Source organism: Dyella sp. C11, assembly GCF_003121485.1.
Lineage (GTDB): Bacteria > Pseudomonadota > Gammaproteobacteria > Xanthomonadales > Rhodanobacteraceae > Dyella.
This window is the reverse complement of the sequence record NZ_QAVX01000011.1, coordinates 77,320-96,491: the sequence shown is the minus strand read 5'-3', so window position 1 is coordinate 96,491 and position 19,172 is coordinate 77,320. Positions and strand designations below refer to the sequence as shown.

General features: G+C 62.9%; 16 protein-coding genes and 4 tRNA genes. 12 read left to right on the top strand and 8 right to left on the bottom strand.

Going from position 1 to position 19,172, the window contains the following annotated elements:
• Positions 1-11: 11 nt before the first annotated feature.
• The 3 genes from DK366_RS12190 to lepB form a co-directional block, all read right to left on the bottom strand.
• The gene (locus DK366_RS12190) at positions 12-713 is read right to left on the bottom strand and encodes a protein phosphatase 2C domain-containing protein (RefSeq protein ID WP_109125819.1); all 702 of its coding nucleotides are present in this window, start codon (positions 711-713) and stop codon (positions 12-14) included.
• A 286-nt stretch (positions 714-999) separates the two neighbouring features.
• Positions 1,000-1,089: transfer RNA gene (locus tag DK366_RS12185), tRNA-Ser, on the bottom strand.
• 87 nt (positions 1,090-1,176) lie between these two features.
• Complete coding sequence (gene lepB, locus DK366_RS12180) at positions 1,177-1,851, bottom strand: signal peptidase I (protein ID WP_109125818.1); 675 nt, start codon at positions 1,849-1,851, stop codon at positions 1,177-1,179.
• Between the two features lie 140 nt (positions 1,852-1,991).
• On the opposite strand from lepB, the gene DK366_RS12175 reads away from it, so the two are divergent.
• The gene (locus DK366_RS12175) at positions 1,992-2,411 is read left to right on the top strand and encodes a nuclear transport factor 2 family protein (protein ID WP_109125817.1); all 420 of its coding nucleotides are present in this window, start codon (positions 1,992-1,994) and stop codon (positions 2,409-2,411) included.
• An 88-nt stretch (positions 2,412-2,499) separates the two neighbouring features.
• On the opposite strand, the gene ppsA is transcribed toward DK366_RS12175, so the two are convergent.
• Positions 2,500-4,872: a phosphoenolpyruvate synthase gene (gene ppsA / locus DK366_RS12170; protein WP_109125816.1), complete on the bottom strand. Its 2,373-nt coding sequence runs from the start codon at positions 4,870-4,872 to the stop codon at positions 2,500-2,502.
• 233 nt (positions 4,873-5,105) lie between these two features.
• On the opposite strand from ppsA, the gene DK366_RS12165 reads away from it, so the two are divergent.
• Entirely contained in the window at positions 5,106-5,921 is an 816-nt protein-coding gene (locus tag DK366_RS12165; protein ID WP_109125815.1) for a pyruvate, water dikinase regulatory protein, read from the top strand.
• A 17-nt stretch (positions 5,922-5,938) separates the two neighbouring features.
• Positions 5,939-6,427 (top strand): DUF1249 domain-containing protein, encoded by a 489-nt coding sequence (locus DK366_RS12160; RefSeq protein ID WP_109125814.1) that lies wholly within the window; start codon positions 5,939-5,941, stop codon positions 6,425-6,427.
• Between the two features lie 92 nt (positions 6,428-6,519).
• Here the strand turns inward: DK366_RS12160 and DK366_RS12155 are convergent.
• From DK366_RS12155 to DK366_RS12145, 3 genes are all read right to left on the bottom strand, one after another.
• Positions 6,520-6,596 (bottom strand) — tRNA-Asp (locus tag DK366_RS12155).
• 87 nt (positions 6,597-6,683) lie between these two features.
• Positions 6,684-6,759, bottom strand: a tRNA-Glu gene (locus DK366_RS12150).
• Positions 6,760-6,770: 11 nt separating this feature from the next.
• Positions 6,771-6,846, bottom strand: a tRNA-Ala gene (locus tag DK366_RS12145).
• 242 nt (positions 6,847-7,088) lie between these two features.
• Here DK366_RS12145 and DK366_RS12140 point away from each other — a divergent pair.
• From DK366_RS12140 to DK366_RS12120, 5 genes are all read left to right on the top strand, one after another.
• Complete coding sequence (locus tag DK366_RS12140; RefSeq protein WP_109125813.1) at positions 7,089-8,858, top strand: cation:proton antiporter; 1,770 nt, start codon at positions 7,089-7,091, stop codon at positions 8,856-8,858.
• 209 nt (positions 8,859-9,067) lie between these two features.
• Positions 9,068-9,844: an FKBP-type peptidyl-prolyl cis-trans isomerase gene (locus DK366_RS12135; RefSeq protein ID WP_109125812.1), complete on the top strand. Its 777-nt coding sequence runs from the start codon at positions 9,068-9,070 to the stop codon at positions 9,842-9,844.
• A 148-nt stretch (positions 9,845-9,992) separates the two neighbouring features.
• On the top strand, positions 9,993-11,330 hold the full coding sequence (locus tag DK366_RS12130) for a UDP-glucose/GDP-mannose dehydrogenase family protein (protein WP_109125811.1): 1,338 nt from the start codon (positions 9,993-9,995) through the stop codon (positions 11,328-11,330).
• Positions 11,331-11,332: 2 nt separating this feature from the next.
• The gene (locus tag DK366_RS12125; RefSeq protein WP_109125810.1) at positions 11,333-11,551 is read left to right on the top strand and encodes a SlyX family protein; all 219 of its coding nucleotides are present in this window, start codon (positions 11,333-11,335) and stop codon (positions 11,549-11,551) included.
• Between the two features lie 43 nt (positions 11,552-11,594).
• Complete coding sequence (locus DK366_RS12120) at positions 11,595-12,200, top strand: DUF2058 family protein (RefSeq protein WP_109125809.1); 606 nt, start codon at positions 11,595-11,597, stop codon at positions 12,198-12,200.
• A 69-nt stretch (positions 12,201-12,269) separates the two neighbouring features.
• Here DK366_RS12120 and DK366_RS12115 read toward each other — a convergent pair whose 3' ends face one another.
• On the bottom strand, positions 12,270-14,372 hold the full coding sequence (locus DK366_RS12115) for a 3-hydroxyacyl-CoA dehydrogenase NAD-binding domain-containing protein (protein WP_109125864.1): 2,103 nt from the start codon (positions 14,370-14,372) through the stop codon (positions 12,270-12,272).
• A gap of 202 nt (positions 14,373-14,574) precedes the next feature.
• Here DK366_RS12115 and DK366_RS12110 point away from each other — a divergent pair, with 202 nt between their 5' ends.
• From DK366_RS12110 to DK366_RS12095, 4 genes are all read left to right on the top strand, one after another.
• Entirely contained in the window at positions 14,575-15,078 is a 504-nt protein-coding gene (locus DK366_RS12110; RefSeq protein ID WP_109125808.1) for a hypothetical protein, read from the top strand.
• 1 nt (position 15,079) lies between these two features.
• Positions 15,080-17,641, top strand: a complete 2,562-nt coding sequence (locus DK366_RS12105) for a bifunctional diguanylate cyclase/phosphodiesterase (protein ID WP_109125807.1) — start codon at positions 15,080-15,082, stop codon at positions 17,639-17,641.
• 271 nt (positions 17,642-17,912) lie between these two features.
• On the top strand, positions 17,913-18,509 hold the full coding sequence (gene rpoE, locus DK366_RS12100; protein ID WP_109125806.1) for an RNA polymerase sigma factor RpoE: 597 nt from the start codon (positions 17,913-17,915) through the stop codon (positions 18,507-18,509).
• Positions 18,506-19,147 (top strand): sigma-E factor negative regulatory protein, encoded by a 642-nt coding sequence (locus DK366_RS12095; protein WP_109125805.1) that lies wholly within the window; start codon positions 18,506-18,508, stop codon positions 19,145-19,147. Before rpoE ends, DK366_RS12095 begins: the two co-directional genes overlap by 4 nt.
• Positions 19,148-19,172 lie beyond the last annotated feature (25 nt).

The following is a 19,172-nucleotide window of genomic DNA, read 5'->3' as shown; positions in this document are numbered from 1 at the left end:
GTGCGCCCGCGTCAGTTGATGCGGGCGAGTATGGCCGTTACGTTGTCGCTGCCGCCACCTTCCAGCGCGGCGAGCAGCAAATGTTCGGTGCTTTCCTGGGCAGAAAGATCCTGGCGCGACACGATGCCGGCAATCACGGTATCGGTCACTTCTTCGGTGAGCCCGTCGCTGCAGAGCAGGAAGCACATGCCGTGCTCGAGCTTTCCGCGTGCCATGCCGATATGCAATTGCTCCGCGGCCGTAATGCCTAATGCCTGGGTAATGACGTTCCGTTGAGGGTGTCGCGCGGCTTGCGCGGCATCCAGCGTGCCAGCGGCCACAAGCTCCTGCACCAGCGAGTGATCGTGGCTCACCTGACGCAACGTCTTCTGCCACACGTACACGCGGCTGTCGCCTACCCACACCACTTCGTAGCTGTCTGCATGCAGGCGCAAGGCGGCGATGGTGGTGCCCATGGGGCGCGCGTCGCGAAATCCACGACTGTGCTGGATCAGGCGCTCGTCTGCCGCGCGAACGGCTTCGACCAGGCTGTGGCCGCGCGTCACCAGGTCGGCAATGGCATCACGGACCAATGCCGAAGCCACCTCGCCATGCTGGTGTCCACCCATGCCATCGGCCACGAGAAAAAGCCCGAGCGAGGCATCGGCGTAGTAGGTGTCTTCATTTCGCGCGCGGCGCAAGCCGACGTGCGTTCCGTGTCCGAACTCGATCATGGGATGCCTGGTGTGGCGACGCGATGCGAGCATGACGGATAGGGGATGAATGCGTAAAGAAGGTTGTGGAATGGTGGGCGGAGTTTGAAAGCAAAAAGCTCGCTGCGTGCAGGGTGGGATTGTCGGGTCCATCCTTGGACCCGACCCCTTCGCGCTGGCGCGCTACGGGGCCAGCCTTCGGCTGTCCAAAATTGCTCCAGGCAATTTTGTCGAACCCGGGTGGGTTCTTATCCAGCCGTCGCAGCCAGAAATGCAAAACGCCCCACTAGGGGGCGTTTTGCATTTCTGGCGGAGAGGGTGGGATTCGAACCCACGGTACGCTTACACGTACGCCTGATTTCGAGTCAGGTACATTCGACCACTCTGCCACCTCTCCAAAGATGGTGCGTGTGGTCCACGCGAGCCGGTAATCTTACGTGGTGATGGCGATGCTGGCAATGGGGTTGGTGCAAATTTCTTTGCTTCACTGCAGTGAAGCGCCCCAGCGATCTGCCCTGGGCCGGTAGTGGTTGGCGGGGTCCAGCGACATCGCCACGCGGGTGGCCCGTCCCACGATCTCCTTTCGCGGGAAGAAGCCGAAATAGCGGGAATCGGCGCTGTTGTCACGATTGTCGCCGAGCAGCAGGTAGTGGCCTGACGGCACGGTCACCGGGCCGAAATCGGTGGTGTGTCCTTGCGCGGCCATGGACCAGCGGACGACGTGGCTGGTCGAGCCGGTGTCTTCGAATGCGTAGAGGGCGGGATCTTCCCGGTCATCGCGGATGCCGCTCACCGTGGTGGCCCGATAGCCGGCAGCCTTGCCGTTCACGTAGAGGTGGTTTTGCACGAGTGCCACCTGGTCGCCCGGCACGCCGATGACTCGTTTTACCAGCCGCTCGCCGGCGGCATCGGAGTCCAGCACCACGATGTCGCCGCGTTGCGGATCGGCGCGATGGACCAGGGATACATGGGTGAACGGAATGCGCAGATCGTAAGCGGCCTTGTCCACCACGATGCGGTCGCCGATCTCGATGGTCGGTTGCATGGAGCCGGTTGGCACCACGTTCCAGTCCGCGACAGCGCTGCGGAACATGAACATGCAAAGCATGAAGGTGAGGAAGCCTTTGTTCTCGATCACCAGCTTGGCGAGTTGGCGCATGGTCGTTCTCCATTCCCCGGTCCCAAGGGATGACCACGGTTCGTCGCTGAAGGTTCCGTGCCGAAAACACAGCAAGCCGTGAAACGCGCGAGCGGACCCTGAAGGCGAAGCTGCGAGCCACACCGTTCGAGGAGACACGCATGAGTCCCGTGATCGTCATTGCCTTTGCGTGGGGATGGGTGGCACCCGCGGAGCCTCCCGCCGAGTCCGTCGTGCGTGCCATGTTCGATGCCTTCAACCGCCATGATGCGGAGGCCATGGCAACGCTCTACGCGGATGACGCGCGGCTTCTGTCCTCGGATTTCTGCAGTCCTCGAACCGGGCGTGCCGATGTGCTCCGAACGTACCGTGCATTGTTTGAGGCCTATCCCGATATTCACGACGACATCGAGGACATCGTCGTCCAGGACGATCGTGTCACTGTTCGTTTCGTGGCGAGAAGCGGGCAGGGCATTTCGGCCATGGCGTTGCCGATAACCACATGGGTCATCGTGCGACAGGGTTTGATCCGGTTGGACGAGAGCACGTTCGATACGGCTGGTCGACCGTGTTCGCCCTGATGGTTCATATACGCGGTGTCACGCTTCGCGCGCGCAAATAAAAAGGGCGGTGTCGCCACCGCCCTTTTCGCTACTGCTACGGCAACGCTCAGGCTGCCTTGCGCTTGGCCAGGCGCAGCCAGGTATCGACCACGGTATCCGGATTGAGCGACACCGATTCGATGCCCTGATCCATCAGCCATTCGGCGAGATCCGGGTGGTCCGACGGACCCTGGCCGCAGATGCCCACGTACTTGCCCTTCTCGCGTGCCGTCTTGATGGCAAGGGCGAGCAGCTTCTTCACCGCCGGGTCGCGCTCGTCGAACAGGTTGGCGACGATGCTGGAATCGCGGTCAAGGCCCAGCGTGAGCTGCGTGAGGTCGTTGGAGCCGATGGAGAAGCCATCGAAGATCTCCAGGAACTCATCGGCGAGCAGCGCGTTGGACGGCACTTCGCACATCATGATGACCTTGAGGTCGTTCTCGCGCTGCTTGAGGCCGTTCTTGGCCAGCACCTCGATGACCTTGCGGCCTTCGCCCAGCGTGCGCACGAACGGAATCATCACCCACACATTGTCCAGGCCCATCACTTCGCGCACGCGCTTGACGGCCTTGCACTCCAGGCCGAACGACTCGGCGAAGCCCGGGTCGACGTAACGGCTGGCGCCGCGGTAGCCGATCATCGGGTTCTCTTCGTGCGGCTCGTAGCGCGAACCACCGATAAGACCGGCGTACTCGTTCGACTTGAAGTCCGACAGGCGCACGATCACCGGCTTCGGATACACCGACGCCGCGATGGTCGCGATGCCTTCGGCAAGGCGATCGACGTAGAACGACACCGGATCGGCGTAGCCGGCCATGCGTTCGTCGATCTTCTTCTTGGTCTCGGCATCCTGCTTGCCGTATTCCAGCAGTGCCTTGGGATGCACGCCGATGTGGCTGGCGATGATCATTTCCAGGCGCGCCAGGCCGATGCCGGCGTTCGGCAGCATGCCGAAGTCGAAAGCACGCTCCGGGTTGGCCACGTTCATCATGATCTTGAGCGGGGCTTCGGGCATGTCGCCCAGGTCGGCCGTCACGCGATCGAACTTGAGTTGACCTTCATAGATCATGCCGGTGTCACCCTCGGCGCACGACACGGTGACTTCCGCGCCGTCCGGGATCAGGTCCAGCGCATTGCCCGTACCCACGACGGCAGGCACGCCCAGCTCGCGCGCGATGATGGCGGCGTGACAGGTGCGGCCGCCACGGTTGGTGACGATGGCCGCCGCGCGCTTCATCACGGGTTCCCAATCGGGATCGGTCATGTCGGCGATCAGCACGTCGCCGGCCTGCACCTTGTTCATGTCGGCGAGCGAGCGAATGACGCGCGCCTTGCCCGAGCCGATCTTCTGGCCGATGGCGCGGCCTTCGGCGAGTACCTTGCCCTTCTCGTTGAGGTGGAAGCGCTCCAGTTGCGTGGCGTGGGCACGCGACTTCACCGTCTCCGGGCGGGCCTGCACGATGTAGAGCTTGCCGGTATTGCCGTCCTTCGCCCACTCGATGTCCATCGGGCGGTCGTAATGCTTCTCGATGACCAGCGCCTGCTTGGCCAGTTCCTGCACGTCCTCGTCGGTGATGCAGAACTTGTTGCGGAGATCAGCCGGCGTTTCCTCGATGCGCACGCGCTCGCCGGGCTTGTCCGAATAGACCATGCGCTGCTGCTTGGCGCCGAGGCTGCGACGGAGCACGGCCGGCTTGCCCGCCTTCAGCGTGGGCTTGAACACGTAGAACTCATCGGGGTTCACCGCACCCTGCACAACCATTTCGCCGAGACCGTACGAGCCGGTGACGAACACCACGTCGCGGAAGCCCGATTCGGTGTCCAGCGTGAACAGCACGCCCGAGGCGCCCACGTCCGAGCGCACCATCAGCTGCACGCCAGCGGAGAGGAACACGTCTTCGTGCTTGAAACCCTGGTGAACGCGGTAGGCAATGGCGCGGTCGTTGTAGAGCGAGGCGAAGACTTCCTTCACCTTGTGCAGCACGTCCTCGATGCCCACCACGTTGAGGAAGGTTTCCTGCTGGCCGGCGAACGATGCGTCGGGCAGGTCTTCCGCGGTGGCGGAGGAGCGCACGGCTACGGCGATGTTGTCGGCGCCGGCGTCCTTGCAGAGCTTGGCGTAGGCATCGCGGATCGCCTTGTCCAGATCAGCCGGCAGTGGCGTCTCGGTGACCCACTCGCGGATTTCCTTGCCGGCGGCCGTCAGCGCCATCACGTCATCGACGTCCAGGGAAGCGAGACGCTCCTGGATGCGCTTGGCGACGCCGCTCTTGTCGAGGTATTCCTGGAACGCGTCAGCGGTGGTGGCGAAACCACCGGGCACGGACACGCCGAGTTTGGCGAGATTGCCGATCATCTCGCCGAGCGACGCATTCTTGCCGCCGACCTTGCCCAGGTCGGTCATGCGCAGCGTGTCGAGCCAAAGCACCAGATCGTTCAAGGGAGTCTCCTCAGAGCTCTTAGGTTTCAGAAGTGGGCTTGTTCCGAGTTCTTGCAGAAATCGGGTTACAAAGAACTGGTATTGTCCGCTGCCGATGGTGCGGAGCACAAGAAGACCATTCGGGCCAAAACAAGCGCCAACTCAATACCAGTCAGCTGTGAGTCAAGCAAAGACAGGCTTTTCACCTTGCGCTAAGGTGTGGGGCAGAAACCACCAGTGACTTTGGATCAGCCATGCAGCGAACCGTTTTCTACATCTCCGATTCCACTGGTATTACCGCCGAGACAATCGGCAACAGCATCCTCGCGCAATTTGAGGGCGTGCAGTTCGACAAGCACCGGTTGCCCTTCATCGATGATGCCCAGAAGGCCGAGGCGGCGGCGCTGCGCATCAAGACCCGATATGCGCAAACGGGCGAGCGTCCCATCGTGGTCAACACCATGGCCTCGCGCGAACTGTGCGAAATCGTGGCGGAGAGCGGCGGTTTGATGCTGGATGTGTTTGCGCCCTTCATCGGGCCGCTGGAAGAGGAGTTGGGTGCCAAGCGTTCCGGTGCGGTGAACCGATCCCACGGTCTGGTGGATTTCGACAAATACGAAGCGCGCATCAACGCGACCAACTACGCGCTGTCCCATGACGATGGCATCGATGTGGATTACGCGCAGGCCGACCTGATCCTGGTGGGTGTGTCCCGCTCGGGCAAGACGCCAACCTGCCTTTACATGGCCTTGCATTACGGGGTGAGCGCCGCCAATTACCCCTTGACCGACGACGACCTGGACAAGCTGGAACTGCCGGCGCGACTGCGCCCCTACAAGGATCGGCTGTTCGGTCTCACCATCGAACCGCAACGGCTGGCGCAGATTCGCGAGCAGCGACGCGCAGGCAGTCGCTACGCCACGCTGGAGCAATGTCGCTGGGAGCTGTCGCAGGCCGAAAAGCTGATGCGCCGGGAAAACATTCCCAATCTGAATACCACGCATGTCTCCATCGAGGAGATTGCGAGCAAGATCTTCGACCGCTTCGGTATCGAGCGGACCATGTTCTAACGGAGTCGTTACCGCCCATGAGTGCCGTACTGGACAGTCGCCAAGCCTTGTTGCCGGGACGCTTTGGCTTCCTGATGGGGCTTTATGCCGAGAACTATCACCGGCTGGTAAGGCTGTTTTCGCCGCAGGACCTGGCGCCGGGGTTCTACCTGTCCAGCGTGGATGACGGCCTGGATGTGCGCCTGCAGGTGCAGGAAAAGCATCCCTACACGCTGGAGCTGGAGCTCACCTACAACTTCGTCGATGCGCACACCGGCCAGCCTTCGCCATCGGCGCAGCTGCGGGTCTATACCGATGCCCACGTGGCCGAGGCGCTGCATTGCCACCCGGGCCGGCATCTTTGGCAGGTCCTCGGCCCGTTTCCGCCGGCACACACCGTGCTGCAGCATCGGTTGCGCATGAATGGCTTCCTGTCGCGCTGGCTGGAATACCTGGCGGAGCAGGGGCATTCGAAGGGAACGCTGGAGCGTCTGGAAGACCATCGCTCGCCGGACGAGGCCCTTTGAGGAGCCTGGCAGCCTGAAGGACTGATTCAGCTTCAGGCTTGAGTGGAATTTCAGGCAACAAAAAACCCGCCAGCTGGCGGGTTCTTCGTAAGTGGCGGAGCGGACGGGACTCGAACCCGCGACCTCCGGCGTGACAGGCCAGCATTCTAACCGACTGAACTACCGCTCCACATTCTTACTGCAACCAGAACCACACATTTAGACTTCATCCTTGACCACTCTTACTGCTACACCGAAACCGGTTTTGCCGTTAGAGTGGCGTCCCCACGGGGATTCGAACCCCGGTCGCCACCGTGAAAGGGTGATGTCCTAGGCCTCTAGACGATGGGGACGTATCTAAATTTGGTGGAGCCAGGCGGGATCGAACCGCCGACCTCCTGCATGCCATGCAGGCGCTCTCCCAGCTGAGCTATGGCCCCGAAGTGCCTCTGGAAGCCCGAAAGAATAGATAGGGATCGCGATTTCGTCAAGCGTTCGATGTGAATTTTTTTCAACTTTTTTTCACGAACGAATGACAACAAGCAGTTAGGTGATGCGTGCCGAGGAACGGGCGCGCCAGAAAATCACTTTTTTGCTCAGCGAATGATCAACGTGTTCGTGCAGGGCTGTGCATCGCAAGAACGATTGCTAGTCTTGGGACACGTCCCTACGGATTTCATTGATGCACGATCTGCACTTTATCCAAGACCTCGCGACGGTGATGTTGATCGCGGGTCTGACAACGGTGATCTTCCAGCGGCTGCGTCAGCCGGTCGTACTTGGATACATCATCGCGGGCGTGCTGGTTGGTCCTTATACGTTTCCCGTGGTTTTCATCCACGACGAGCAGACCATCCGCACGCTTTCCGAACTGGGCATGATCCTGCTGTTGTTCGCGTTGGGCCTGGAATTCAGCCTTAAAAAGCTTCGTGAGGTGGGTGGCGCGGCGCTGGTGGCGGCAGTCTGCGAAATCGTGCTGATGTTGTGGCTGGGCTACGAGATCGGCCGTTTCTTCGGTTGGAGTTCCATGGATGCGCTGTTCCTCGGCGCCATGCTTTCCATGTCCTCGACCACCATCATCATGAAGGCGCTGGACGATCTGGGATTGAAGCGCGAACGCTTCGCGCAGCTGATGTTCGGCATCCTGATCATTGAAGACGTGATCGCCATCGTGCTGATGGCCTTGCTCACCGGCATCGCGAGTACCGGCGGTCTCGAAGCCAGCGAAGCCATGGCGGCCGTGGGGCGCCTGACACTCTTCATGGCGGTGTCGCTGGTGGTGGGGTTGCTGCTGGTGCCGCGCGTCGTCGACTACATCGCGCGCGTCAGCCGGGATGATGTGCTGCTCGTCGCCGTGCTGGGCCTGTGCTTCGGTTTCTGCCTGCTCGTGACGGAGATGGGTTACAGCATTGCGCTAGGCGCCTTCATGATCGGTGCGATCGTGGGCGAATCGGAGAGCGTGGTACGTATCGAGCGCATCATTGGTCCTGTGCGCGACATGTTCAGTGCGATCTTCTTTGTCGCGATCGGCATGCTGATCGACCCGGCGATGCTGAAGCAGTACTGGCTGCCGATTCTGGTGGTCACCATCGTGGTGGTGCTGGGCAAGGTCATTACCTGCAGCTTCGGCACCTTTGTGGCGGGCAACGATGGCAGGACATCGCTACGTGTAGGCATGGGTCTGGCGCAGATCGGCGAGTTCTCGTTCGTGATCGCCTCGCTGGGCCTCACCTTGAAGGTGACCAGCGGCTTCCTTTATCCGGTCGCGGTGGCAGTGTCGGCCATCACCACCTTCCTCACGCCGTATCTCATTCGTGCTTCCGATCCGTTGGCCTCGACGTTGTCGCGCCGATTGCCGTCCGGGTTGACCGGCCTGCTGGGCGCGTACACCGACTGGATGGGTAACCTGAGCTTGAGCGGGCAGGGTGCGATGGTGGCAAAGATGATCCGGCGCCTCGTGTGGCACGTCATCATCAACATGATGCTGGTCGTTGCGGCGTTCCTGATCATGTCCTACCTGTATCGCCTAGGCTTCTTCCATTGGGACTTCCTGGCGGACAGTCCACAAGTGAAGCGCAGCCTGGCGTGGTCGATCGCTGCCTTGATCTCGCTGCCGATGATCGTGGCGGCTTATCGCAAGGCATCGGCGCTCGGCATGTTGCTGGCGGAGCTGAGCATTCCGGAACGTATTGGTGGCGCCTACAACATGCGTATCCGCAGCGTGCTCGCACGATGCATTCCGCTCTTCACCATGTGGATGCTTGGATTGCTGGTGGCGGCGCTCGCCTCCACCATCCTGCCGCCGCGCGAGGTGGCCATTGTTCTGGTGCTCGTGCTGCTGGTGCTGGCGTGGCTGCTTTGGCGCGGATTGGTGCAGGTCCATGCCCGGGCACAGGCGGCGCTGCGCGACACGCTGGACAAGCCGGGACGCTCCGATGACGGGCATGGCTGATCACTGCAGGGCGGGGCTGGCGGGCGTGTTGTGCAGGATTCGTAAAAACCCGCGGATTCAGGCCGGTTTGTGAACTTTTAATCACGACTGACGGTCACACGCCCACTATCGTTGCCAAGACTCAACAAGCACCGCACAATGCGGGGCCTGCCTCCATCGGGGGGGCGTAGTCCGGTAGCGCCGGCATATCCAATACGAGGGAGTTCTACATGAAGCATTTTCTGCGTCCCACGCTGACGGCGGCCGCGCTCGCTGTTGCTCTGGGCATGACCGTTGGCGTGCACGCACAGGCTGCGAAGCCCGCCGCCGCCCCGGCTACGGCCGCTCCGGCTGCGGTCGACAAGACCAAGGCCAGCTACGTCGTTGGTTGGGATCTGGCCAGCTCGCTGCCGCCGCTCGTCCGCTCGGAAGTGGATCCGGCCACTGTTGCTCGTGCGCTGCAGTCCGCGCTGTCGGGCCAGAAGCCGACCATGAGCGAAGCCGAAGCCAAGCAGGTTCGTGACGCATTCGTGGCCAATCTGCAGGCCAAGGCCAAGGCCGAGTACACCCAGGTTGCCGGCAAGAACAAGGCTGAAGGCGACGCTTTCCTTGCCAAGAACAAGACGGCTCCGGGCGTGAAGACCACGGCTTCGGGCCTGCAGTACCAGGTGATCAGCCAGGGTACGGGCGCTCGTCCGGGTCCGAACGACACCGTGCAGGTCAACTACGTCGGTTCGTTCGTCAATGGCGAAGTGTTCGACGATTCGTCCAAGCATGACCCGGCAGGCCCCGCCTCGATCCCGGTTGCTGGCGTGATCCCGGGCTTCCGCGAAGGCATGCAGCTGATGCAGGTCGGCGGTCACTACAAGCTCTTCATCCCGTCGAACATCGCTTACGGTGCCCAGCCGCAGAACGGCTTCCCGCCGAACGCGACGATCATCTTCGACGTGACCCTGGTCAAGACCGGCCCGACGCCGGCGGGCGATCAGGCTGGCGGCGCGAAGTAATCGTTCGAAGCTGCTCTTTCGAGCATCCACGGGGCGCGAAGCAATTCGCGCCCCGTATCTTTTTGGAGTGCGACGCAGGTCTCACTTCGAGTCGTGACGCGCCGGGCCTGCTAGAATCCCGGGTCTGCTTCCAGGAGTTTCCGCGACAATGAAGGTCACCATTTTCGGCACCGGTTATGTAGGTCTTGTCACCGGCGCCTGCCTGGCTGAAATGGGCAACACCGTGGTCTGCGTCGATATCGACGCGGGCAAGGTCGAGCGCCTGAAAAACGGCGACATCCCCATTTACGAGCCGGGCCTGGAGCCCATCGTCAAGCGCAACCATGCCAGTGGCCAGCTCGACTTCACCACTGATCCGGCGCCGGGCATTGCGCACGGGCAGGTGGTGTTCATCGCGGTCGGCACGCCGCCCGACGAGGATGGCAGTGCCGATCTCAAGTACGTGCTGGGCGTGGCACGGACCATTGGCCAGCACATGGACCGCTATACGGTCGTGGTGAACAAGTCGACCGTGCCGGTAGGTACCGCTGACCGTGTCCGCGACGCCATTGCCGGCGAATTGTCTGCGCGTGGCGTGTCGGTGGAATTCGACGTGGTGTCCAACCCCGAATTCCTGAAGGAAGGCGATGCAGTGGAAGACTGCCTGCGTCCCGACCGCATCATCATCGGCAGCTCCAGCGAGCGTGCGATTGGCGTGCTGCGCAAGCTGTACGCGCCGTTCAATCGCAACCACGATCGCACCGTGGTGATGGACGAGCGTTCGGCCGAGCTGACCAAGTACGCCGCGAACGCCATGCTCGCGACCAAGATCAGTTTCATGAATGAAATCGCCAACATCGCGGAGCGCGTAGGCGCCGACGTCGAGTTGGTGCGCCAGGGCATCGGTTCCGATCCGCGTATCGGCTATCACTTCATCTATCCGGGCGCCGGTTACGGTGGTTCGTGCTTCCCGAAGGACGTGCAGGCGCTGGAGCGCACGGCGCGCGGCGTGGGCTACGAGGCACGCCTGCTTGGTGCCGTGGAGTCGGTGAACCACGACCAGAAGACCAAGCTGTTCGAGCTGATCTCGCGTCACTTTGGCGGCGACCTGGCTGGCAAGACGATTGCGCTGTGGGGTTTGGCGTTCAAGCCCAACACCGACGACATGCGAGAGGCGTCGAGCCGTCATCTGATGGAAGCCTTGTGGAAGGCGGGCGCCAAGGTGCGCGCGTTCGATCCCGAGGCAAGCCATGAAACGCATCGCATCTATGGCGATCGTGACGACCTGGCACTGTGCGACGGCGCCTACCATGCGCTGGAAGGCGCCGATGTATTGGCCATCGTCACCGAATGGAAAGCGTTCCGCAGCCCGGACTTCGCGCGTATCCGCAGCATGTTGGCCGAGCCAGCCGTTTTCGATGGCCGCAATCTGTACGATCCCGCGGCGGTCGAGGAAGCGGGCCTGGCGTATTACGGCATCGGGCGCGGCCGCAGCCTGAGGCAGTAAACATGTCGGACGAAACCCTGCAGCAGCGATTGACGGAACTCGAAGTGCGGCTCACCTTTGTCGATGACACGGTGAACGCGCTGGCTTCCGCCGATGCCGAGCTGTCGGTGCGCCTGGCGATGCTGGAGGACGTGATCCGCGGGTTGCGCAGCGAGTTGTCCTCGTTGCGTTCCTCGCAGGGGCACGATCCGCACAGCGAGCCACCGCCGCCGCACTACTGATATCAGTTCCTCCGCAACCGTATTACGCAAGCGAGTTCCAGCCATGGCCGATTCCCTGCGCGATCAGCTGCTCAAGAGCGGCATCGTCAAACAGGTCCGTGAAGAGAAGCGTCCGTCGACGCCTCAAGGTGGCAAGTCCTTTCCCCAGAAGAAGGGTGGTGCGCCGTTCAAGGGCGGCAAGCCCGCTCATCATGCTCAGGGCAAGCCGCAAGGCAAGCCTTCGGCGGGCAGGAGCCAGGAAGAAATCGACCTGGCCAAGGCTTATGCCATTCGTGCGCAGACCGAAGCGAACGAGCGCAAGCGTGCCGAGCAGGCTGCCGCTGAAGAGGCGCGCGTTCGTCGCGAACGCAAGCAGAAAATCCAGCAGCTGCTGGATGGCAAGACCTTGAACAAGGCCGATGTCGAGCACGTTCGCCACTTCGAGTACGGCGGCAAGATTCGACGCGTGCACGTGGATGCCGATCAGCTCAAGGCCATCAATGAAGGCGAGCTGGGCGTGGTGCAGCAGCAAGGTCGCTATCTGGTGGTGACGCGCGAGCTCGCCGAGCAGGTGAAGGCCATCGATGCCCACCAGATTGCGTTGCTGGTCGAGCCGGGCAGCACGGGCAGTGTGGGCGAAGATGGCGTGCCCGACGACCTGATGTGGTGATCAGTATCGTTTAGTGCAGACACAAAAAAACGCCCGGCTGGTCCGGGCGTTTTTTTGTTGCGGGTCGAATCAGATCTCGGCAGAACCGGCATCCTGATCGCCACCCGTGGGCAGTTCGAAACCCGTCTTCGCCAGCGTGGGCAGATCCCAGCCGTTTTTCGGCGCAAAGCGTTCGCCGTAGCGTTGTGCGAGGCGTTCCAGCTTGCCCTTGACCACGGCGGCGCCTTCACTCCGCACGTACTGGATCGGACCGCCACGGAACGGCGCAAAACCGGTGCCGAAGATCACGCCGGCATCGAGCAGCTCCGCATCGTCCACCACGCCATCGGCGAGACATGCCACGGCTTCGTTGACCATGGGAAGGATCATGCGGTCCTGCAGGTCCGGCGGCACGGTGTAGTCGGGGTCCACTTCCGGCTTCTGCGGCTTGCCGTCCTGCCACACATAAATGCCTTGGCCGTCTTTCTTGCCGCGCTTGCCGGCAGCGAGCTTGTCTTCCAGCCCTGGCGGCAATTCCAGGCCAAGGAAAGGCGCGAGTTCCTTGCCAACCGAGGCGCACACGTCCAGGCCCACGGTATCGGCCAGTTCGATCGGCCCCATCGGCATGCCGAATTTCTTCGCCTCCTTGTCGAGCACGGGGCCGGGCACGCCTTCGCTGTACAGGCGCATGGCCTCGAGCAGGTACGGCATCAGAATGCGATTGACCAGGAAGCCCGGCGTTCCCTTCACCGCCACCGGCAGCTTGCCGATGGCCTTGCAGAAGGCGAGCGCACGCTTTTCGGCGTCCGCATCGAGCTGGTCGTGGCGAACCACTTCCACCAGCGGCATCTGCGCCACCGGATTGAAGAAGTGCAGGCCAAGGAATCGCTGCGGTGCCTTCAGGCCAACGCGCAATTCGTCCAGCGGAATGCTCGACGTGTTGGTGGCCAGCAATTCGTTGGACTGGAACTGCGGCTCGATGGTCGCGTACAGCGCCTTCTTGGCTTCGGCGTTTTCGAAGATCGCCTCGATGGCGAGATCTGCCGTGGCGACGCCCTTGCCCTCGACGTCGGCGCGCAGGCGGCGAACGGTGGCTTCCACCTTGTCCGCGCTCTTGAGCTTCTTTTCGTAGAGCTGACGCGCGCGATCCAGCGCCGGCTGGATGAACTTCAACTCGCGATCCTGCAGCGTGACCTCGAAGCCCTTGAACGCGGCCCAGGCGGCAATGTCGCCACCCATGACGCCGGCACCCACGACATGCACGTGCTTGATGCCGTGATCGATGCCGCTGCCCTGGCTCTTCAGGCGTTCCTGCAGGAAGAAGATGCGAATAAGGTTTTGCGCGGTCGACGTCTCTGCCAGCTTGGCTACCGAGCGCGCCTCGAGCTTCAGCCGCTGCTGGATGCTGGGGCCGCCGCGCTTCCACACATCGATCAGGGCAAACGGCGCCGGGTAGTGTTCCTTGCGTACCTTGGCTGCGGTCTGCTTGATGACCATGGGCGCGATGACCTGCCGCGCCAGCCACGTGTTGGTGGCCCATGCCTTGGCGCGTTGCGCGAACGGGCGCGCATGCGGGCGGCGCAGCAGGGCGCGGGCCTCGGCGAGCAGTTCAGCCGGCGGCGCCAGTCGATCCACCACGCCAAGCGACAGGGCGCGCTTGGCCGACAACGCCTTGCCGGTGAGCATGACGGGCAGTGCTTCCGGGGCACCGATCAACCGTGGCAGGCGTGCCGTGCCGCCCCAGCCCGGGTGAATGCCGAGCATGACTTCAGGGAGGCCGATGCGGGTCTTTTCGTCGTCCGCGGCAATGCGCTGGCGGCAGGCGAGGATCAGCTCCGTGCCGCCGCCCATGCAGGCACCGTGGATGGCCGCGACCGTGGGGCAGGGCAGGCGTGCCAGCGACTCGTAAACACGCTGGCCGTTCTCGATGTTCTCCAGCACCGTGCCCTGTTGGGCATAGGTGACGAATTCCTTGATGTCTGCGCCGACGGCAAAACCGAACGGCTTGGCGGAATGGATGAGCACACCCGTGGGCTTTTCGATCGCCAGTCGCTCGACGATCTGGCCCAGTTCGTCCAGCACCTCGCGGGAGATGGCGTTGACGTTGCTGCCAGCGCGGTCAAGCGACAGGGTGACAATGCCGCTGTCATCCAGGCTCGTCTTCCAATGATTGAAGCGCAATCCTTCGAACATGGGGGTATGCAGGGTGGCCACGAAGCCTTGCACCATACCCTCCCGTAGCGAGGATTGCGAGACGGCCCCAGGCCGTTCCGGGCGGGATGAACATCCTGTAAAAACGCGAGCTGTGCGCTGCCGCATGAAACGCGCCATCGTTTCCGGCGAGGCTTGCCTCCTCCCTAGGCGAAGCGCCCCGGAACACGTAATTTAGGTCGGAATGAATACGTCCATTGCCACCCCTGCCAGTAACACCGCCCAGGCCGGCGCAGAGATTCTCGAGCGCATCCTGGCGGCTCGGGGCAACCTGATCGCGCTCGATGGCGGCGAGGAGGTGGGCGTGGTATCGCAGCTGCGGCCGCTGGTGCGGCGTAGCGGCCAGGCGGTGTACCTGTGGAATCCCGAGCTCGGGCTGGGCAACCTGCGCGAGGAACATGTGGGGTTGCCGGGCTCGCAGCGCCTCAACATTGCCTTGCGTTACATGCTTCAGAGCAATCACTTCGGCATCTACCTGCTTCAGCGCCTGCCGCTGCCGCTGCCCATGGCCGATGCCACGCTGCTGCGCCAGCTGGCGCGCGCCACGACCGGACACGTGCGGCGCGTGGTCATTCTCGATCCACCCGAATCGCTGGCGTCGAGCTTCAGTGACGTCATGGTGCGCCTGAGCTGCCAGGCCAAGCCTGCGCAGCGGCCGCGCCTGCGCGATGGCCGGTGGATGCTCTGACATGACGAGTTCAACAGGCATTCTGGTCGTTGCGGCGCAACGCGAACTCCGTCGGGCCCTGTTCGACACCTTTGATGGTGACGGCCACTTCATCGTGCATTCCGCGCGTGATGCCACGCACGCGGGCATCCTGCTGGAAGGGCGTGCGCCCCTTGCGTTGATTGTCATCGTGTTCGAGGGCGACGGCCGCGAGGGCATGGCGGGTATCGAAGTGTTGAGCGGCGTGCCTGCCTGCGCGGGTGCGCCCATCCTGGCGGTGCTGGACGACAACGCCGTACTCAAGCCGAATGTCTTGCCGGCAGGCATTGCCGATTGGCTCTACGCGTCCCAGATCGAGCACGAGCTGCTGTCGCGCTGGCAGCGCCTGCACCGCATGGGTGCCCGCCAGGACGTCAATGGAAGCGCTGTAGCCACCGGTGGCGATGGCGATTACCGCTTTGCCTTCGACGAGGTCGACGACGAGTGGCTGGTGGTCGACCCGGCGCGCGGGCATTTGATCGACTACAGCCCGGCGCTGGTACGTCACAGTGGCCTGGGTGATCACGAATTGCGCGGGCGCCCGATCAAGGACGTGCTCGTCTGCAAGGAAACGACCGTCGAGCAGGTGATCGCCGAAGGCTCCCGTCAATGGCACGCAGGACGACGCCGTTCGTCGCGTGGAGCCGACACGGGCGAGGTGAGTGCCCGGGCGGTTCGGCATGGTGGTCGTGATGCCGTGGCCTTGCTGTTTCGCAGTGACCGCGCAAGTGTGCGCGCGGAAATAGCGTTGGCCTTGCTGACGCGCATGTTTGCATCGGGCAGCGGTGACGAGGGTATCGCCGAGGCGGCGCGGCTGCTGTTCGAGGACATGGGACTGGATTACGTCGCGGTGTGGTCGGCCCGCCCTGATGAAGGCGGTGCGCCCGTGCAGCTCGTGCAGTACTGGCGTGGCGACGAGCAGCTGTGGCCAGGGCCGCATTTGCAAAGCTCGTTGCGTCTCGTGTTGTCCGGCCAGGCCATGCTGCACCAGGCCGACGCTGCGCGACTGGCGCCCATGGACCCGCTGCTGGCCCAGCTGGGTCTGGCCGGATTTGCCGGGTGGCCCTTGCAGGACGAGCGGCGCACGGTGCTGGGCGCCCTGCTTATCGGCACGCGGCAACCGCTCCCTTCACTGGCGATCGTGCAGCCGGTGCTGCGCTGCGCGGCATCGCGTTTTGCGCACGCACTCGAGCTGCGTCACACGCGTGAGCAGGGTCGCGCCGAAGGTCTGCTCGATGCACTGACAGGGCTGCCGAACCGGCTGCTGTTCAACGATCGTCTCGACACCGTCATTCGCGAAGCCAACCGCACCGGCGAGTGCTTCGCGTTGCTGTTCGTCGACCTCGATCGTTTCAAGACCATCAACGACACGCTTGGCCACGCGGTCGGTGACCAGGTACTGCTCACCACCACGCAGCGGTTGCGCGGCAGCGTACGCGCATCCGATACCGTGGCGCGTTACGCCGGTGATGAATTCGTGGTGATCCTGCGCCACATCGTCAAGAACGAAGACGTGTTGCGCATTGCCGAGAAAATCGTGCAGGTGATGGGTGCGCCGCTGCGCATCGATGACGGCACCGAGCTGCAGGTCACGGCCTCCATCGGCGTAAGCTTCTTTCCGGACGATGCGCCGGACGCGGACATCCTGCTCAAGCACGCCGACGAGGCGATGTATGCAGCCAAGAGCCTGGGCCGCAACAACTATCAGATTTTCGAAGGCAGCGCCGAGCAGTCGCAGCAGCAGAATCTCGCCCTGAAATCGGGCTTGCGCCACGCCGAACACAAGGGCGAGTTGCGCGTGTTCTATCAGCCGCAAGTCGATGCCGTCACCGAAGACATTGTCGGCATGGAAGCGCTGGTGCGCTGGGAGCATCCCGAACTGGGCTTCATCGGACCCGGCTTCTTCATCCCGTTGGCGGAAGAAACCGGGCTGATCGTTTCCATCGGTGAGTGGGTGCTGCGCACCGCCTGCCGGCATGCTCAGGAATGGGAGCGTCGCTTCGGACTGGGGTTGCGCCTGGGCGTGAATCTTTCGGCCGTGCAGTTGATGCAGCCCAACCTGCTGGAAGTGGTTGCCGCGGCGCTCGACGAAAGCGGCCTGGAGGCGAACCTGCTGGAAATGGAGATCACCGAAAGCATCAGCATCAAGGCGGCCCCCAACCTGGTGGAGAACCTTCAGGGCCTGCATCGGCTGGGCGTGCGCATCGCCATCGACGATTTCGGCACGGGCGCCGCGTCGCTGGATTACCTGCGCAAGCTGCCGGCCGACCGCATCAAGGTCGACCAGAGTTTCGTCAGGAACATCGGCGTCGATCCGGACGACGAGGCCATCGTGCGAGCCACCATCGAGATGGCGCACCGCCTCAAGCGCGGCGTGGTGGCCGAGGGCGTGGAAACCGAGCAGCACATGGAGTTCCTGCGCGCCAATCATTGCGACGAGCTGCAGGGCTTCCTGTTCTGCCGCCCGTTGCCGCAGCCGGCCTTCGAAAAGCTGCTCCTGGAGCGCCAGCGCCTCCTTGAGGGCGTGGGCGAAACCGCCGCCTGACTTGCGCGGGCCGCAAAGGCCCCCATACTTCTCATGCAGGCCCGGGATATGCCCATGGGCCGCGCACCTGGGGCGAGGGTGGATTGTTGGTCGTGGCAGTGCGCCGCTGGCGCCGCCATGCGTTTCCATGCCAGGGACGCCGATGGCGTACCTGTCGTTTCGAGGTGGTGGTTGTCTGAACTAGAACGCCGAGTTCTTGTCTGATCAGTCCGCTTCCATCCTCAAGACACCCCAAGGGCGCGTGGCAGCATCGACGAAGGAGAGGGCCCGGATGGGCGAAAATGAACTGGACAGTGCGCTGGTCGAGCGCGTCCAACAGGGGGACAAACGGGCCTTCGATCTCCTGGTGCGCAAGTACCAGCACAAGGTCGTCGGCCTGATTTCCCGTTATGTGAAGAACCACGCCGAATGTGAAGACGTGGCGCAGGAAGCGTTCATTCGCGCCTGGCGCGCCATCGGCTCATTCCGCGGCGACAGTGCTTTCTATACTTGGCTGTACAAGATTGCCGTGAATACCGCCAAGAACCATCTGGTGGCTATGGGGCGCCGTCCGCCAGCCGACGATATCGCCATCGATGACGCCGCTTTCGTGCCCGGCGCGGACCGCATGCACGAGAGCGCCACGCCCGAGCGCGAACTCATGCGGCAAGAAATTGAACAAACCGTGTTTTCCACTGTCCAAGCCTTGCCTGAGGAATTGCGGACGGCAATTACCCTGCGTGAAGTGGATGGCCTGAGCTACGAAGAAATCGCCGAGGCGATGGGCTGTCCGATTGGCACGGTGCGTTCACGAATTTTTCGGGCACGTGAAGCTATCGATGAAAAATTGCGGCCACTGCTGTCAGACCGCGAGGGCAAAAACCCATGACTGACAATCAACGCGAAAACCTTTCTGCCGGCATGGACGGCGAGCTGTCGAAGGAGGAGCTGCGCTTCCTCCTGCGTCGGCTCGACCATGATGCGTCGCTCCAGCAGGCCTGGTCGCGTTACCACGTGGCCCGCGACGGTTTGCGTCGCGAGCTTTCCCCGCTCGCCTCGGAAGACTTCGCCTCCCGCGTCATGCTGGTCGTCGAGCGCGACGGTGCCTCCCAACAGGGCAAGCGCCGTCACTGGCTGCACTGGTCCGCTGGTGGCGCCATTGCCGCGGGCGTGGCAGTCGCCGCGCTGATGGTGGCCCAGCCTGCCGGACAGGGCGGTGATCGCCTTTCGCCGCAGGTGGCTTCTGCTCCTTCCGCTGCGATGGAAAACACCACGGCACAGGCAACACGTTCGGATGCGCCGGCCGTGGCGCCTCCCTGGTTGAACGTGTACTCCGATGCACCGTACAAAATGAGCCAGCAGGCTTCGGCCACGCTGGATGGTGATACGGGCACGCCGCTGTACTCGAACAGCCTCAATCCTTACCGCGTGGCGCGTTATCCCGCGGTCCGGAATGGTGAAGGCAGCTACCTGCTGCTGATTCATCCCGACCAGCAGCAAGCCAGCCAGGCTGCCGGTCCGCAATAACCCAGGGCCGCGCCAGTCGCGCGCG

Bases quoted from the DNA above. Each gene is read 5' to 3' on its own strand.
- DK366_RS12175 (WP_109125817.1), top strand. From the start codon at position 1,992: ATGAGTCCCGTGATCGTCATTGCCTTTGCGTGGGGATGGGTGGCACCC.
- DK366_RS12115 (WP_109125864.1), bottom strand. From the start codon at position 14,372: ATGTTCGAAGGATTGCGCTTCAATCATTGGAAGACGAGCCTGGATGAC.
- rpoE (WP_109125806.1), top strand. From the start codon at position 17,913: ATGGGCGAAAATGAACTGGACAGTGCGCTGGTCGAGCGCGTCCAACAG.
- DK366_RS12130 (WP_109125811.1), top strand. From the start codon at position 9,993: ATGAAGGTCACCATTTTCGGCACCGGTTATGTAGGTCTTGTCACCGGC.
- DK366_RS12135 (WP_109125812.1), top strand. From the start codon at position 9,068: ATGAAGCATTTTCTGCGTCCCACGCTGACGGCGGCCGCGCTCGCTGTT.
- DK366_RS12105 (WP_109125807.1), top strand. From the start codon at position 15,080: ATGACGAGTTCAACAGGCATTCTGGTCGTTGCGGCGCAACGCGAACTC.
- DK366_RS12160 (WP_109125814.1), top strand. From the start codon at position 5,939: ATGAGTGCCGTACTGGACAGTCGCCAAGCCTTGTTGCCGGGACGCTTT.
- DK366_RS12190 (WP_109125819.1), bottom strand. From the start codon at position 713: ATGATCGAGTTCGGACACGGAACGCACGTCGGCTTGCGCCGCGCGCGA.
- DK366_RS12125 (WP_109125810.1), top strand. From the start codon at position 11,333: ATGTCGGACGAAACCCTGCAGCAGCGATTGACGGAACTCGAAGTGCGG.
- DK366_RS12140 (WP_109125813.1), top strand. From the start codon at position 7,089: ATGCACGATCTGCACTTTATCCAAGACCTCGCGACGGTGATGTTGATC.
- lepB (WP_109125818.1), bottom strand. From the start codon at position 1,851: ATGCGCCAACTCGCCAAGCTGGTGATCGAGAACAAAGGCTTCCTCACC.
- DK366_RS12110 (WP_109125808.1), top strand. From the start codon at position 14,575: ATGAATACGTCCATTGCCACCCCTGCCAGTAACACCGCCCAGGCCGGC.
- DK366_RS12165 (WP_109125815.1), top strand. From the start codon at position 5,106: ATGCAGCGAACCGTTTTCTACATCTCCGATTCCACTGGTATTACCGCC.
- DK366_RS12120 (WP_109125809.1), top strand. From the start codon at position 11,595: ATGGCCGATTCCCTGCGCGATCAGCTGCTCAAGAGCGGCATCGTCAAA.
- DK366_RS12095 (WP_109125805.1), top strand. From the start codon at position 18,506: ATGACTGACAATCAACGCGAAAACCTTTCTGCCGGCATGGACGGCGAG.